General features: G+C 70.4%; 15 protein-coding genes. 1 reads left to right on the forward strand and 14 read right to left on the reverse strand.

Features of this window, described 5'->3' with window-relative positions; all coding sequences use genetic code 11:
• Window positions 1–5 precede the first annotated feature (5 nt).
• The 8 genes from ACZK5N_RS05100 to ACZK5N_RS05135 all read right to left on the reverse strand — a co-directional run bounded on the left by ACZK5N_RS05100 (window position 6) and on the right by ACZK5N_RS05135 (window position 7,660).
• Entirely contained in the window at window positions 6–1,079 is a 1,074-nt protein-coding gene (locus tag ACZK5N_RS05100; RefSeq protein WP_463624658.1) for a GNAT family N-acetyltransferase, read from the reverse strand.
• A gap of 62 nt (window positions 1,080–1,141) precedes the next feature.
• Window positions 1,142–3,631 (reverse strand): phenylalanine--tRNA ligase subunit beta, encoded by a 2,490-nt coding sequence (gene pheT / locus ACZK5N_RS05105; RefSeq protein ID WP_463624659.1) that lies wholly within the window; start codon window positions 3,629–3,631, stop codon window positions 1,142–1,144.
• A complete protein-coding gene (pheS, locus tag ACZK5N_RS05110; RefSeq protein ID WP_459019395.1) occupies window positions 3,628–4,737 on the reverse strand; it encodes a phenylalanine--tRNA ligase subunit alpha in 1,110 nt (369 codons plus the stop codon). The genes pheT and pheS overlap by 4 nt, the downstream gene beginning before the upstream one ends.
• On the reverse strand, window positions 4,721–5,545 hold the full coding sequence (locus ACZK5N_RS05115; RefSeq protein WP_459020369.1) for a TrmH family RNA methyltransferase: 825 nt from the start codon (window positions 5,543–5,545) through the stop codon (window positions 4,721–4,723). The genes pheS and ACZK5N_RS05115 overlap by 17 nt, the downstream gene beginning before the upstream one ends.
• A gap of 17 nt (window positions 5,546–5,562) precedes the next feature.
• A complete protein-coding gene (gene rplT / locus ACZK5N_RS05120; RefSeq protein ID WP_459019394.1) occupies window positions 5,563–5,928 on the reverse strand; it encodes a 50S ribosomal protein L20 in 366 nt (121 codons plus the stop codon).
• An 81-nt stretch (window positions 5,929–6,009) separates the two neighbouring features.
• Window positions 6,010–6,216, reverse strand: a complete 207-nt coding sequence (gene rpmI / locus ACZK5N_RS05125; RefSeq protein ID WP_459019393.1) for a 50S ribosomal protein L35 — start codon at window positions 6,214–6,216, stop codon at window positions 6,010–6,012.
• Between the two features lie 35 nt (window positions 6,217–6,251).
• The gene (infC, locus tag ACZK5N_RS05130; RefSeq protein WP_463624702.1) at window positions 6,252–7,013 is read right to left on the reverse strand and encodes a translation initiation factor IF-3; all 762 of its coding nucleotides are present in this window, start codon (window positions 7,011–7,013) and stop codon (window positions 6,252–6,254) included.
• A gap of 155 nt (window positions 7,014–7,168) precedes the next feature.
• Window positions 7,169–7,660: an SseB family protein gene (locus ACZK5N_RS05135; protein WP_459019392.1), complete on the reverse strand. Its 492-nt coding sequence runs from the start codon at window positions 7,658–7,660 to the stop codon at window positions 7,169–7,171.
• A gap of 55 nt (window positions 7,661–7,715) precedes the next feature.
• Between ACZK5N_RS05135 and ACZK5N_RS05140 the strand changes: the two genes are divergently transcribed.
• Window positions 7,716–8,183 (forward strand): hypothetical protein, encoded by a 468-nt coding sequence (locus tag ACZK5N_RS05140; protein ID WP_463624660.1) that lies wholly within the window; start codon window positions 7,716–7,718, stop codon window positions 8,181–8,183.
• Between the two features lie 6 nt (window positions 8,184–8,189).
• Here ACZK5N_RS05140 and ACZK5N_RS05145 read toward each other — a convergent pair whose 3' ends face one another.
• Genes ACZK5N_RS05145 through ACZK5N_RS05170 form a run of 6 tightly spaced genes read right to left on the reverse strand, consistent with a single transcriptional unit; the run spans window position 8,190 to window position 12,371 of the window.
• Window positions 8,190–8,681 (reverse strand): PH domain-containing protein, encoded by a 492-nt coding sequence (locus ACZK5N_RS05145; protein WP_463624661.1) that lies wholly within the window; start codon window positions 8,679–8,681, stop codon window positions 8,190–8,192.
• The gene (gene hisG, locus ACZK5N_RS05150) at window positions 8,678–9,538 is read right to left on the reverse strand and encodes an ATP phosphoribosyltransferase (protein ID WP_463624662.1); all 861 of its coding nucleotides are present in this window, start codon (window positions 9,536–9,538) and stop codon (window positions 8,678–8,680) included. The genes ACZK5N_RS05145 and hisG overlap by 4 nt, the downstream gene beginning before the upstream one ends.
• Window positions 9,539–9,559: 21 nt before the next feature.
• Window positions 9,560–9,823, reverse strand: coding sequence for a phosphoribosyl-ATP diphosphatase (locus tag ACZK5N_RS05155; RefSeq protein WP_463624663.1), 264 nt, complete (start codon window positions 9,821–9,823; stop codon window positions 9,560–9,562).
• Between the two features lie 18 nt (window positions 9,824–9,841).
• On the reverse strand, window positions 9,842–11,089 hold the full coding sequence (gene mshC, locus ACZK5N_RS05160; RefSeq protein WP_463624664.1) for a cysteine--1-D-myo-inosityl 2-amino-2-deoxy-alpha-D-glucopyranoside ligase: 1,248 nt from the start codon (window positions 11,087–11,089) through the stop codon (window positions 9,842–9,844).
• A gap of 29 nt (window positions 11,090–11,118) precedes the next feature.
• Window positions 11,119–11,856, reverse strand: coding sequence for an Rv2133c family protein (locus ACZK5N_RS05165; RefSeq protein WP_459019386.1), 738 nt, complete (start codon window positions 11,854–11,856; stop codon window positions 11,119–11,121).
• Window positions 11,853–12,371, reverse strand: coding sequence for an Rv2134c family protein (locus ACZK5N_RS05170; RefSeq protein WP_459019385.1), 519 nt, complete (start codon window positions 12,369–12,371; stop codon window positions 11,853–11,855). Before ACZK5N_RS05170 ends, ACZK5N_RS05165 begins: the two co-directional genes overlap by 4 nt.
• Window positions 12,372–12,380: the final 9 nt, after the last annotated feature.

Here is a 12,380-nt window from a genome sequence, read left to right on the forward strand (position 1 = left end):
GGGCGTCAGCCCTGACCGCGCAGCTCGAACCACCCCGACGCGGCGACCGGACGGTAGCCGAGGCGCCTGTTGATGGCCAGCATGAAGCGGTTCTCGGACGCGTTGCCGGTGATCAGCCGACGCGCCTCGGGCCAGTGGGCGCGCACCGCGGCGTGGCTGTGGGTCTTCGCGAACCAGCCCAGCCCCTTCCCACGGTGCTGGCGCAGGATCAGCGTCTCCCACTGGTCCACGACCGGCCTTCCCTCTTCGTGGATGAGGCGCGTGAACCCGACAAGACGTCCGCTCGATACGTGGCGCACCGCCGTGTGGAGAGAGGCGCACCCGCCCCGGGCCAACGCCTGCTCGCCGTCGAGGACGCGGGCCGCATCGACCACCTCGGGCTCAAGCGCGGCGTCACCCGTCGGGACATCGGTGCTCATGGCGACCATCAGTTCGGCGAGATCGTCGCGCCACTGGGGCGGGGTGAATTCCGTCCACTGCACCAGGTCGTACTCGCGGGAGGTGCCGGCGCGCGCGGCAGCCGCGTCGCCGTCAAGCAGTCCCTGCTCCGGCAGGGTCAGGGCCGAGATCGTCTCCACCTGGACCAGCCGGAAGCCCTGGCCGAGCAGGAACGCGGCCGGCGGGGCGTCCGGATCGATCGCACCGTCGCCCTCCGCGGCGGACAATCGTCGTGTGCCACCTGGGCGGGCCGGTTCCCACGTCCATGCCTGGATCGTGTCGCGTCCGTCGGCGCGCGCCTCCGCCACCGCGGCGTTGAACAGCGCGGTCCCGACGCCCCGCCCGCGATGTGCCGGCTCGACGATCAGGCTGAGGAACCCCACGTGCCAGTTGTCGCGCTGAGGCAGGTCCAGGAAGGCCACACCCAAGGGGACCCCGTCGTCGTCGAGGGCGGCGAACGGCACAGGCCGCGTATAGGTGGGCCGGGTGCCTTCGGCCCACCTCCGCCGGGCCGAGTGCGTCAGGTCATCGTCTCCGAACAGGTCACGCACGACGCCGGCCCACAGGCGCGTGTCGACCTCGTAGATCCAGAAGGTCGGATCCTCCGGCGCGGCGGGCACGTCGACTCGGGTGATCTGCACCCCCGCAGCCTACTCGGCCCCCGGAGGCACGTGCATCGCCGACGGCGACCGCCGCGGGAGCGTCAGGCCCGCTGTACCGCCCCGAACCGCTCTACCGCGACCGCGACCGCCGCCTGCCTGGCTGCCGCCGCGTCAGCGTCGGTGAGCGTCCGGTCTGCCCGGAACCGCAGCGCGAACGCCAGCGACTTCCGGCCCTCGCCGGCCTGATCACCGGTGTACACGTCGAAGAGCGAGATGGACTCCAGCAGGTCACCGGCGCCCTCGGCCAGAGCGGCCTCCACGTCGGCGGCGGCGACGTCTCGGTCCACGATCAGCGCCACGTCCTCCTTGGCGAGCGGGAACGGCGACAGTGCCCCGATGCTGCCGCCGTCGGCGGCCTGGGCCAGCAGCAGATCGAGGTTGAACTCGACGGCCGCGGTGCGCTCGGGCAGGCGCAGCGAGCGTACGACGGCAGGGTGCAGCTCACCCGCGTGGCCCAGCACGATCCCGTTGATCGACAACTCGGCGCAGCGTCCCGGATGCCAGGGCGCCATGGCGACGTTGCGGCGGGACAGCCGCACGCCGACCGCCGCCGCGACCGCCTCGGCAAGGGCGACGACGTGGGTCCAGTCCGCCGCGACCGCCGGGCCAGCCCATCCGGCAGGCAACCAGTTGCCCGTGACGACGGCAGCCACGGTGTGCGGCTGCGCGGGGATGGCAGCATCGATGGCCGAGATCTCGTCCTCGGACGGGCGGTGTGCCACACCGGGGCGCGGGGCCCAGTCCTCGCCGCCGTCGAAGTAGGCCTTGCCCTGCTCGAACAGGGCCAGGTCCGTCAGGCTGCGGGACGTGTTGCGCGCGATGGCGGCGAACAGCCCCGGCAGCAGCGTGGTGCGAAGGAAGGGGTGCGTCTCCGACAGGGGGTTCGCGAGGCGAATGAGATGGCGGCGCGGATCCTCGGCCGGGATCTGGAGCTGGTCCAGGTCCTCGACGGAGGCGAACGGCAGGGAGAGCACCTCGGTAAAGCCGACGGCGGCCGCGGCCCGCAGTGCGGCCCGACGGTGACGGAAGCGCGGCGAAAGGCCCCGGCTGACCGGCGGGACCGGCACGGTGAGGCCGATGCGGTCGTAGCCGATGTGGCGGCCCACCTCTTCGACGATGTCGTAGGGGTCCGCGAGGTCGCCGCGCCAGCTGGGCACCTCGAGGGTGAGGGAGTCCCCCAGCGCCGTGACTGCCACACCGCTGGCCGTGAGAAGGCGCACGCTCTCCTCCTGGTCCACGCGCGTCCCGAGCACGGCCGGGATGAGCCCCGCCCGCAGCGAGACCCGGTGCGGCGCGGGCGCGGATCCGACGACGGTCTCCGCGGTGACGGCGCCGCCTCCGTGCGTGGTGAGAAGCGCGGCTGCGCGTCGGGCCGCCGCGTAGGACACCTGCGGGTCCACCCCGCGCTCGAACCGCTTGGACGCCTCCGACGGCAATCCGTGGCGGCGGAAGGTGCGCGACACCGATGCCGGATCGAAGTGCGCCGCCTCCAACACGATCGCGGTGGTGGAGGCGGACACCTCGGTGGCTTCGCCGCCCATCACGCCGGCCAGGCCGACAGGGCCGGAATCGTCGGTGATGAGCAGGTCGTCGGTGTTGAGTTCACGCTCCTGCCCGTCCAGGGTCCGCAGGCGTTCGCCGGCCAGCGCCGCCCGCACCCGGATGGGGCCCGAGAGTGTGGCGGCGTCGTAGGCGTGCAGCGGCTGGCCCGATTCGAGCATCACGTAGTTGGTCACATCCACCGCCAGCGAGATCGACCGCACGCCGCAGGCGCGCAGCCGATCCGCCATCCACCCTGGGGTGGGCGCGGCCGGGTCGATGCCGTCGACGGTGAGGGCGGTGAACGCCGAGCACCTCTCGTCCTCCAGGACGACGGGGTATCCACCGTTCTGATGGGGCGGGAGGTGGTGGCGGTAGGGATCGTCGAAGGAGACGCCGTTGGCGATGGCGGCCTCGCGGGCCAGGCCACGCATCGACAGGCAGTAGCTGAGGTCCGGGGTGACCTCGAGGTCCAGCACCTCGTCGGGGGTCCAGAGCACGGACGCAGCGTCGTCGCCGGGGTGGGCAGACCCCTGTCGCAGCACGATGATGCCGTCGTGGTCCTCGCCGAGGCCCAGCTCGAGCTGGGAGCAGATCATGCCGTCGGACACGTGGCCGTAGGTCTTGCGGGCAGCGATCTCGAAGTTGCCGGGAAGGACGGTGCCTGGCAGGGCCACCACCACGAGGTCACCCTCGGCGAAGTTGTGGGCACCGCAGACGATGCCGCGGCTGGCGGGTACCCCGTCGGCGGCGGCGTCGTTGTGCGGGCCGACGTCCACCCGGCAGTACCTGATGGTCTTGCCGTTCTTCTGCGGCTCGTCGACGTAGCTGAGGACGCGCCCCACCGTCAACGGACCGCTGACCGGGGACCCGGTGGACTCGATGTGCTCCACCGTCAGGCCCACCGCGGTGAACTGGTCTGCGAGGTGGGCCGTGGTGACGGCGGCGGGAAGCGTGACGAGGTCACGCAGCCACGAGATCGGTGCCTTCATCGTGCTCCTCCCAGGATGGAACGGCTGAAGCGGATGTCGCCCTCCACGAAATCTCGCAGGTCGGGGGCGCCGGTGCGGAACATGACGGTGCGGTCCACGCCCATGCCGAACGCGAAGCCGGAGTACACGTCGGTGTCGATGCCGCAGGCCTTGAGCACGCGCGGGTTGACGACGCCGCAGCCGCCCCACTCGATCCACCCCTCGGACCTGCAGGTCCGGCACGGGCGGTCGGGGTTGCCGACGGAGGCGCCGTGGCAGACGAAGCACTGCAGGTCCACCTCAGCGCTGGGCTCGGTGAACGGGAAGTAGTGCGGCCGCATGCGGGTCCGCACGTCGCCGAACATGGCACGCGCGAGGTGGTCCAGCGTCCCCCGCAGGTCCGCCATCGAGATGCCCTTGTCCACGACCAGGCCCTCCAGCTGATGGAAGACGGGCAGGTGGGTGGCGTCGTACTCGTCCGCGCGGAACACCTTGCCGGGGCTGATCAGGTACAGCGGAACGCCCCGCTCCAGGAGGGAGCGCACCTGCACCGGCGAGGTCTGTGTGCGCAACAGCCGGCCGGCAGCCGGCGGATCCACCCACAGCGTGTCCTGCAGCGCCCGGGCCGGATGATCCGGCGCCAGGTTGAGGGCGTCGAAGTTGTACCACTCCGCCTCGAGCTCGGGTCCGTCGGCCACCTCCCAGCCCATGGCGACGAACACGTCGATCATCTCGTCGATGAGGGCGGTGACGGGGTGGAGGGCCCCCTGCGGGGCCAGCGCGACGGGCAGGCTCATGTCCAGGCGCTCCCCTGCCAGCGCGGCATCGAGTTCCACCGCGGTGAGGCTCTCCTGGCGCTCGGCGAGCGCCTTGGCCACGATCCCGCGGGCCTGACCGATCCGCTGGCCGGCGTCCTTGCGTGCGTGCGGGGGGAGGGCGCCGATCTCCCGGTTGGCCAGAGCCAGCGGCGATGCGTCCCCTGCGTGCTCCAGCCGTGCCTGCTTGAGCTCGGCGGTGGTGCTGGCCGCAGCGATCGCGGACAGCGCGGCCTCCACCGAGGCGCTGACGGCCTCGGGCGCCAGGGCAGCGACCTGCTTGGGATCAAAGTTGTCATTGGGCCCGGACATCGTCGGGTCCTCCTTCGGCGGTTCGACGTTGCGCTGAGGCGGTGGCGTACAGGCACACCGCGGCCGCGCTGGAGAGGTTGAGGCTCTCCGCTCTGCCCCACATTGGCACGGCGACGACCTCATCCGCCAACCGGGCGTCCTCCTCGGGCAGGCCCCAGGCCTCGTTTCCCATGATCCACGCCACCGGCCCGCTGAGTTCCCCCGCCGCGGCCTTCAGGTCCAGGGGGACCCCGTCACCGTCGGCGGCGAGGACCCGCATGCCGTGGCGCTTGACGCGAGCCACGGCCTCCGCGAGGGGTACACCGGTGAGGATGGGCATGTGGAACAAGCTGCCCACCGTGGAGCGCACGGTCTTGGGGTTGTAGATCTCCACGCTCCCGGCCGTGAGGATGACGGCGTCAGCGCCGAACGCGTCGGCGCACCTGATGACGGTGCCGGCATTGCCCGGATCCCTGACCTGCGCGCAGATCACGACGAGGCGTGCACCGTCGAGGACGTCCCATCCGTAGTCCAGCTGTCGGCACACCGCGACGATCCCCTGCGGGGTGACCGTGTCGCTCAGTTGGCGCATCTGGTGCTCGTCCGCCCGCCACACCGGCACCTCGACACCCGCCAGGAGGTCGGCGTGCCGGATCGGGTCGTCGACGATGACCTCCACCACAAGGTCCGGCGCAGCGAGCGCCTCACGGACGGCCTGGCGGCCCTCCACGAGAAACAGCGCCGCGACGTCACGGCCCCGGCGCTGCGTGAGACGACGAACCGAACGCAGCACCGAGGCGGGCAGGCCAGGGGCGGCGTTCGGTTCCATCGTCACTGAGACGGCCCTCAGGCCGCGGCGGGCTGGTTGTCCTTGGCGACAGCGACCAGGGCGTTGAACGTGGCGGTGTCGTTGACGGCCAGCTCGGCCAGGATCTTGCGATCCACCTCGACGCCAGCGGCCTTGAGGCCGTTGATGAAGCGGTTGTAGGTCATGCCCTCGGCGCGGACCGCGGCATTGATCCGCTGGATCCAGAGCCTGCGGAAATCGCCCTTCTTGGCGCGACGGTCGCGGTAGGCGTAGGTGGCCGAGTGGAGCAGCTGCTCCTTGGCCTTGCGGTAGAGACGGGAGCGCTGGCCGCGGTAGCCGGAGGCGAGCTCGAGGACTTCACGGCGCTTCTTGTGCGCATTCACAGAACGCTTCACGCGTGCCATGGGGGTTCTCCTTGGGTGTGGTCGGCACAGCCGACGGGTGGTCTGGGTGGGGGTGACGGCGGACCGCCGGGGGCGGTACGGTCAGCGACCCTTGTGCTTGCCGAGCAGCTTGCGCATCTTCTTGACGTCGGGCGCCGCGACGGACTCCACGCTGCCCAGGCGACGGGTACGCCTCGAGGACTTGTGCTCGTTGAGGTGCCCGAGGTTGGCCTGGCGGCGCAGCAGCTTGCCGGTGCCCGTGGTCTTGAAACGCTTCTTCGCACCGGAGTGCGTCTTCATCTTCGGCATATCGTCATGCTCGCTTTCTGTTGTACTCGATCTCGTCAGAGATCGATGTCCGGGTCCATGTTGTCTGCGGGTCCGCGCTTCTTCTTCGGCGCCGGCGCAGCTGTGGCCTGGGCGCGCAGCTGTGCCTCGGCCTGGCGCTCCTGCTCCGCGTGCTCCAGGCGCTCGGCCATGCGGCGGTCGCGGTCCGCAGCCAGTTCCACCTTCGCCTCGGTCTTCTTCTTCGTCGGTCCGAGCACCATGATCATGTTGCGGCCGTCCTGCTTGGGCGAGGACTCCACATAGCCGAATTCGGTCACGTCCGCGGCGAGGCGCTTGAGCAGCTCCATGCCCAGTTCCGGCCGCGACTGCTCGCGCCCGCGGAACATGATGGTGATCTTGACCTTGTCACCGGCCTTGAGGAAGCGGACGACGTGGCCCTTCTTCGTCTCATAGTCGTGCTGGTCGATCTTGAGCCGGAGCTTCATCTCCTTGGTGCTCACGTTCGACTGGTTCCGCCGGGCGTCGCGTTCCTTCTGCGCCGCCTCGAACTTGAACTTGCCGTAGTCCATCAACTTGGCGACGGGGGGACGGGCCATCGGCGCCACTTCGACGAGATCCAGATCGTTCTCGGCCGCCAGACGCAGGGCGTCCTCGACGCGCACGATGCCTACCTGCTCGCCCTTGGGGCCGACGAGCCGGACTTCGGGTACTCGGATGCGATCATTGATCCGCGGTTCAGTGCTGATGGGTCCTCCAGTGTGAGATGTGTCAGGTACTCCGGACGAAAAAAGGCCCCCGCGCAGGCGGAGGCCACAGATGCCGGGCGCGCGGAACAACCGCTCGCCCTGGGCGACCCGGCCACCAGGGGCGGCTTCGGGTGGGAGTGACAACTCCACTTGACGCGGCAGCCGAGGCCGCCGGATAACTCAAGCATCCTACGCCGCGCCGGGGCGAAACTCCAATCGGGCTCTCACTAGGCCGGTCGTGCCCAGGCGAAGCCGCCGTCGGCCAGTTCGACGAGGGCGTTGCCCGCCGCCAAGCTCTCCAGAGCCTCGCCGTCGACGGTGAACGGCACCGGCCCCGCTATGTCGATGAGGAGGCAGCTCGCCCCAGCGGGGACGACGGTGGCACTGAGTTCGTCGAGCAGGCAGGGCACTGGACGCGCGTCGGGCCGCCACGCACGCAGCGAGTCGTATCCGGTGAAGGCGAGAAGGTAGCTCATAGTGCCGTCGTCGAGGGTGACCGCCGCCATCTCCGCATGCCGGTCCGGGTCCGGGCCCTCGGTCTCATCCCCCGATGCCACCACGGGCAGGAGGAGCCGGCTGGCGCACAGCGCCACCAGCGCGCGGGCGTATCCCTCGTGACCCGTTGCCCGCGCGATGGCGCCCCTCACCAACGGGTCCGCGGCGCCGTCGTCGCCGGCGAAGCGGGCGTTGGGTTGGGCGAGGGAGCGCAACTGGGGCATGCACCTGAGCGTATCGCCCGTGGACACGTCCACGCCCTGTGCCAGACTGGGAGGCATGCCACTGACGCTGCTCGTGACCATCGCGCTGACCATCGTGATCCTCGCCATCGCCGCGGGGATGACCGCACGGTCGCGGCGGGCGCGTCCTGCTGTGATGGGACTCGGCCTGGCCCTGATCCCCGTGGGGCTCTACCTCACCGGCGTGACCCAACTCCTGGCGGACGCCGTCGTGGCCCTGATCGACTGGCTGATGCGAACCCCGTGGACCGTGGTCACCAGCTGGGGCCTGGGCCTGTTCCTGGGCGGGGTGCTGCTGCTGGTCATCGGCGCCTTCCTGCCCAAGACCGGTCGCGCCGCACAGGCGGCTCCGGCCGCGCGGACCCCCGGGCCCGCCACCCGTCCCGCGGTCACGCCCGGCGCGGACCCGAAGACGACGGCCCCCGCGAAGCGGGCTGCCGAGAAGGGCGTCGACCCTGAGGACGCGGAGATCGAGGCGCTGCTGCGCAAGCGCGGCATCATGTGAACCGGCTCAGCCGTCGAGGTGTTCCGGGTCGACGTCCCGGCTCGTGGCGCCCCTGTCGACGAGCCACCGCCGCAGCTCGACCACCTTGCGCTGACCCTCGGCGCCCTCCAGGAATTGGATGGCCAGCACCGGCCGCCTCCTCACCTCCCCCGTCCCCTTGATCAGGAGTGAGGACCACGCGTCCCCGGGGCGCAGACGCACGCCCGCGATGTCCTCCACCCGGTAGCGACGCACGAACGGCCCGTTGCGCACGGTGACACCGTCCTCGTTGGCCCAGAGGCGGGAATAGCCGATGGACAACATGATGCCCACCATCAACAGGACGAAGAACAGCAACGTGCCCGCCTGCGCCCAGGTCACGCGGTCCCGGACCTCCTTGCCGAGCGCCCACCACCCGAACAGGGCCGAAGCCATCAGCACGATGGACAGCACCACCCCGGTCATCAGAGCAGGCGGGCTGGTGTAGGACAACCGCTCCGGGAGCGGCCGCTCGCTCACAGCCGGCAGGCCACGAGCTCGGTCAGCAGGATGCCGCGAGCCCCGGCGTCGTAGAGGCGGTCCATGAGCAGGTGGGCGCCCTCCCGCGGGACGAGAGCCCGCACGGCGCACCACCCGTCCTTGGCGAGGGCGGAGACGGTGGGACCCTCGACGCCGGGGGCCAGTTCCGTCGTCCGGGCAAGGTCCTCCTGCGCCACGTTGTAGTCCATCATCAGGTAGTTCTGCGCCACCAGCACCGATGTGAGCCGGGTCTCCAGCCCGTCGACGCCGGGCGGCAGCACGCCGTCGGCCCGCCGAATCAGGACCGCCTCCGAGTCACAGATGGAGTCACCGAACAACTCGAGGCCGGCGCGCTTGAGCGTCGTGCCGGTGTCCACCACGTCGGCCACCACATCGGCGACCCCGAGCCGGATCGCCGACTCCACGGCACCGTCGAGCTTGACCATCTCCGCGGCGACGCCCTGCTCGTCCAGGTAGGCCTGCAGCAGCCCTGGGTAGGACGTGGCCACCCGCTTGCCCTCGATGTCCGCGACCGACATGGAGGAGCCGGCGGGGGCCGCGAACCTGAAGCGCGAGCCGCCGAATCCCAGCGGCATCATCTCGGTGGCCGCGGCGGCCGAATCCAGCAGCATGTCGCGCCCGGTGATGCCCACGTCGAGGTCACCACGGCCGATGTAGACCGCGATGTCACGGGGGCGCAGGTAGTAGAACTCGACGCCGTGGTCCGCGTCGATCAGGGTGAGGTCCTTGGCGTCGGTACGTTGGCGGTAGCCGGCGGCGCGCAGCATGGCGGCAGCGGGTTCGGCCAGGGCGCCCTTGTTGGGGACGGCGATGCGCAGGAGGCGATCAGTGCTCACGAGGTGCCTTCGTCAGAGGTGTCAGAGGTAGCGGTAGATGTCGTCGAGGTCCAGGTCCAGCGCCAGCATCAGCACCTGGAGGTGGTAGAGCAGCTGGCTGATCTCCTCGGCGGCCTGTTCCTTCGACTCGTACTCGGCGGCCATCCACACCTCGGCGGCCTCCTCGACCACCTTCTTGCCGATCGCATGGATCCCCGCGTCCAGCCGGGCCACGGTCCCGGACCCTTCGGGGCGGGTGGCGGCAGTCTGGGTGAGCTGCTCGAAGAGTTCGTCGAAGGACTTCACGGGGCGCAGCCTACCGTCTTACAGCCGGATGCCCAGGAGCGCGTCGATGGCGGTGGCCATCTGCGCCACGGATCCGGTGTCGTCACTCTCGACGGCGAGGCTGCCGGCCACCCAGGTGTCGACAGCCCGGAGCGCGGCCGGGGCGTCGAGGTCCGTGCGGAGGGCGGTGCGCATGGCCGCGATGGTCTCGTCCGCCGGAAGCGCGGTGCCGTTGTTGAGCACGCCACGCCAGGCCTGGAGCCGGGCGGTGGCGGCGACGAGCTGGTCGGGGGTCCAGTCCCAATTGGTGCGGTAGTGGTGGTTGAGCAACGCCAGCCGGATGGCCATGGGATCGGCCCCGCTGTGACGCAGCCTGCTGACGAGTTCGAGGTTGCCCTTGGACTTGCTCATCTTCTCCCCGTTGAGCCCCACCATGCCGGAGTGCACGAAGGCCTCAGCCATGGGCTCATGCGCGGCCGCGACGGCCTCGGCCGCACACATCTCATGATGCGGGAAGATCAGGTCCGAGCCGCCGCCCTGCAGGTCGAAATGGGGGCCGAGAAAGCGCATGGCGATGGCGGTGCACTCGATGTGCCAACCGGGCCGGCCGGCGCCCAGCGACGACGTCCAGTTCGGCTCGTCCGGGCGCGCGAACCGCCACACGAGGCAGTCCAGAGGATGCCGCTTGCCGGGGCGCTCCGGGTCCCCTCCGTTCTGGGCGAAGAGCTCGATCATGCGGGCCTCGTCGAGGTTGCTGACACCTCCGAAGCCCTCAGCGGCCGCGGTGTTGAAGTACCAGTCCGGGTGCTGCTCGTCCTCGACCTGGTACACGAGACCACTGGGCAGGAGCTGTTCGATGAGCTCGATCACGCACGAAATGGATTCGACGGCGCCGATGTAGTTGCCGGGAGGCACGACCCTCAGGTCCTGCATGTCGCTGCGGAACAGCTCGATCTGGTCCTCGGCGAGTTCCTCCCACTCCTGCCCGGTGGCGGCGGCCCGCTCCAGGAGCGGATCGTCGACGTCGGTGACGTTCTGGGTGTAGTCCACGGTGAGCCCGAGGTCCCGCCAGACGCGATTGACCAGGTCGAAGGTCACGTAGGTGTTCGCGTGGCCCAGGTGCGTGGCGTCGTAGGGCGTGATGCCGCAGACATACATCCTCGCGGCGCCGTCGACGGGACCCACTGCCATCAGCTTCTGGGTGGCGGTGTCGAAGAGGCTGAGCCTCTCCGGGACATCAGCCGATGTCGGAAGGCTGGGAACGGCGACTGGGGCCCACGCATACATGGGCACCAACTTAGCGTGTTGGTTGAGGGCTAAAGCGGGGGCCAGGGGATGCCCGGCCACCGACCGCCGGGCACCGGCATGGTGCCCAGCGCTATCAGATCCTCCGCTCGCGCGGTGAGCGCCTCCCACTCCTCGTCGGCCAGCCCGGGCGCCAGGGGGGCGTTCAACGCGGCGGTCCGCGCCAGAAGGTCCAGCTCCGTCCGGGTCAGGGGGTCCCCCGCCCACCCCCACAGGACGGTGCGCAGCTTGTCGTCCACATGCAGGCTCACGCCGTGGTCCACGCCGGCCAACTCGTCACCGCGGGCCAGGAGATGGCTGGCCTTGCGGTCGGCGTTGTTGAGGAGCGCGTCGAAGACCGCCACCCGCCTCAGCCGGGGATCGTCGCGGTGGGCGAGGACCACCGGCGTGTTCTCCTCCGTGACCGCGCTGAGGATCGGCAGCCATGCCTCAGTGAGCTCCTCCGGGGCCAGGAGGTCGATGAGGTCCGTGACGTCGCCGTCGACCCACTCCTGCGCCGAGCCCTCGCCCAGCGGCCCGTCGATCCATACCGTCAGCGGGACGAGGTCCACGCCGAGCTCTCGCGAGAGGGCGTAGGCCGCCACCTCGCGGCGACCGAGGGTGCCGGTCGGAAAGTCCCACAGCGGCGCCTCCCCCGCCACCGGCTTGTACACCCATCGGCGGCCTTCGGCGTCGAGTCCGAGGAAGGTCCCGTTCGAGGCGTCCACCAGCCGCCCCACCACGCGCAGGTCCCCCACGGGTCCTGTCATGGGAACAGCGGGCCCCGATACCCGTTGGCGCGCGGGCAGATGTGACCGGCCGGATCCAGGGGTTGGCCGCATGCCGGGCACGCAGGGCGGCCCGAGGCGACCACCGTCTCGGCACGCGCCGCGAACTCCCGGGCCATGGCCGGGGTCATCAGGATCTGCAGCAGGGAGTTCTCCCCCTCGTCATCGACCTCGTCGGAAAACAGTTCCAGCACGAGACGCTGCCGCTCCTGGTCCCAGGCCAGACCGATGGCAGCCGCCCGGAAGGACACGGTGACCGGAGCGTCCAGGGGGCCCCGGTCCGCCGGCGGCTGCCGGTCCGGCACGTCGTGACCGAGTTCGGCGAGTTGATCGAGCACCTCACCCACGCGCATCCCCAGGAGCAGCGCCTGCTGTTTCTCCACCGCGACGGCCGCGATGCGGTGGCCCTGAGCCACCTGGATGAGGAACAACCGGTTGCCAGGTTGGCCAACCGTGCCCACGACGCAGCGATCCGGGTGATCGAACTCCAGCAGCATGCCGCCAGC

This window comes from Tessaracoccus pujii (genome assembly GCF_055326215.1).

Bases quoted from the DNA above. Each gene is read 5' to 3' on its own strand.
- pheT (WP_463624659.1), bottom strand. From the start codon at position 3,631: ATGAAGGCACCGATCTCGTGGCTGCGTGACCTCGTCACGCTTCCCGCC.
- pheS (WP_459019395.1), bottom strand. From the start codon at position 4,737: ATGTCCGGGCCCAATGACAACTTTGATCCCAAGCAGGTCGCTGCCCTG.
- ACZK5N_RS05115 (WP_459020369.1), bottom strand. From the start codon at position 5,545: ATGGAACCGAACGCCGCCCCTGGCCTGCCCGCCTCGGTGCTGCGTTCG.
- rplT (WP_459019394.1), bottom strand. From the start codon at position 5,928: ATGGCACGCGTGAAGCGTTCTGTGAATGCGCACAAGAAGCGCCGTGAA.
- rpmI (WP_459019393.1), bottom strand. From the start codon at position 6,216: ATGCCGAAGATGAAGACGCACTCCGGTGCGAAGAAGCGTTTCAAGACC.
- ACZK5N_RS05135 (WP_459019392.1), bottom strand. From the start codon at position 7,660: ATGCCCCAGTTGCGCTCCCTCGCCCAACCCAACGCCCGCTTCGCCGGC.
- ACZK5N_RS05140 (WP_463624660.1), top strand. From the start codon at position 7,716: ATGCCACTGACGCTGCTCGTGACCATCGCGCTGACCATCGTGATCCTC.
- mshC (WP_463624664.1), bottom strand. From the start codon at position 11,089: ATGTATGCGTGGGCCCCAGTCGCCGTTCCCAGCCTTCCGACATCGGCT.
- ACZK5N_RS05165 (WP_459019386.1), bottom strand. From the start codon at position 11,856: ATGACAGGACCCGTGGGGGACCTGCGCGTGGTGGGGCGGCTGGTGGAC.
- ACZK5N_RS05170 (WP_459019385.1), bottom strand. From the start codon at position 12,371: ATGCTGCTGGAGTTCGATCACCCGGATCGCTGCGTCGTGGGCACGGTT.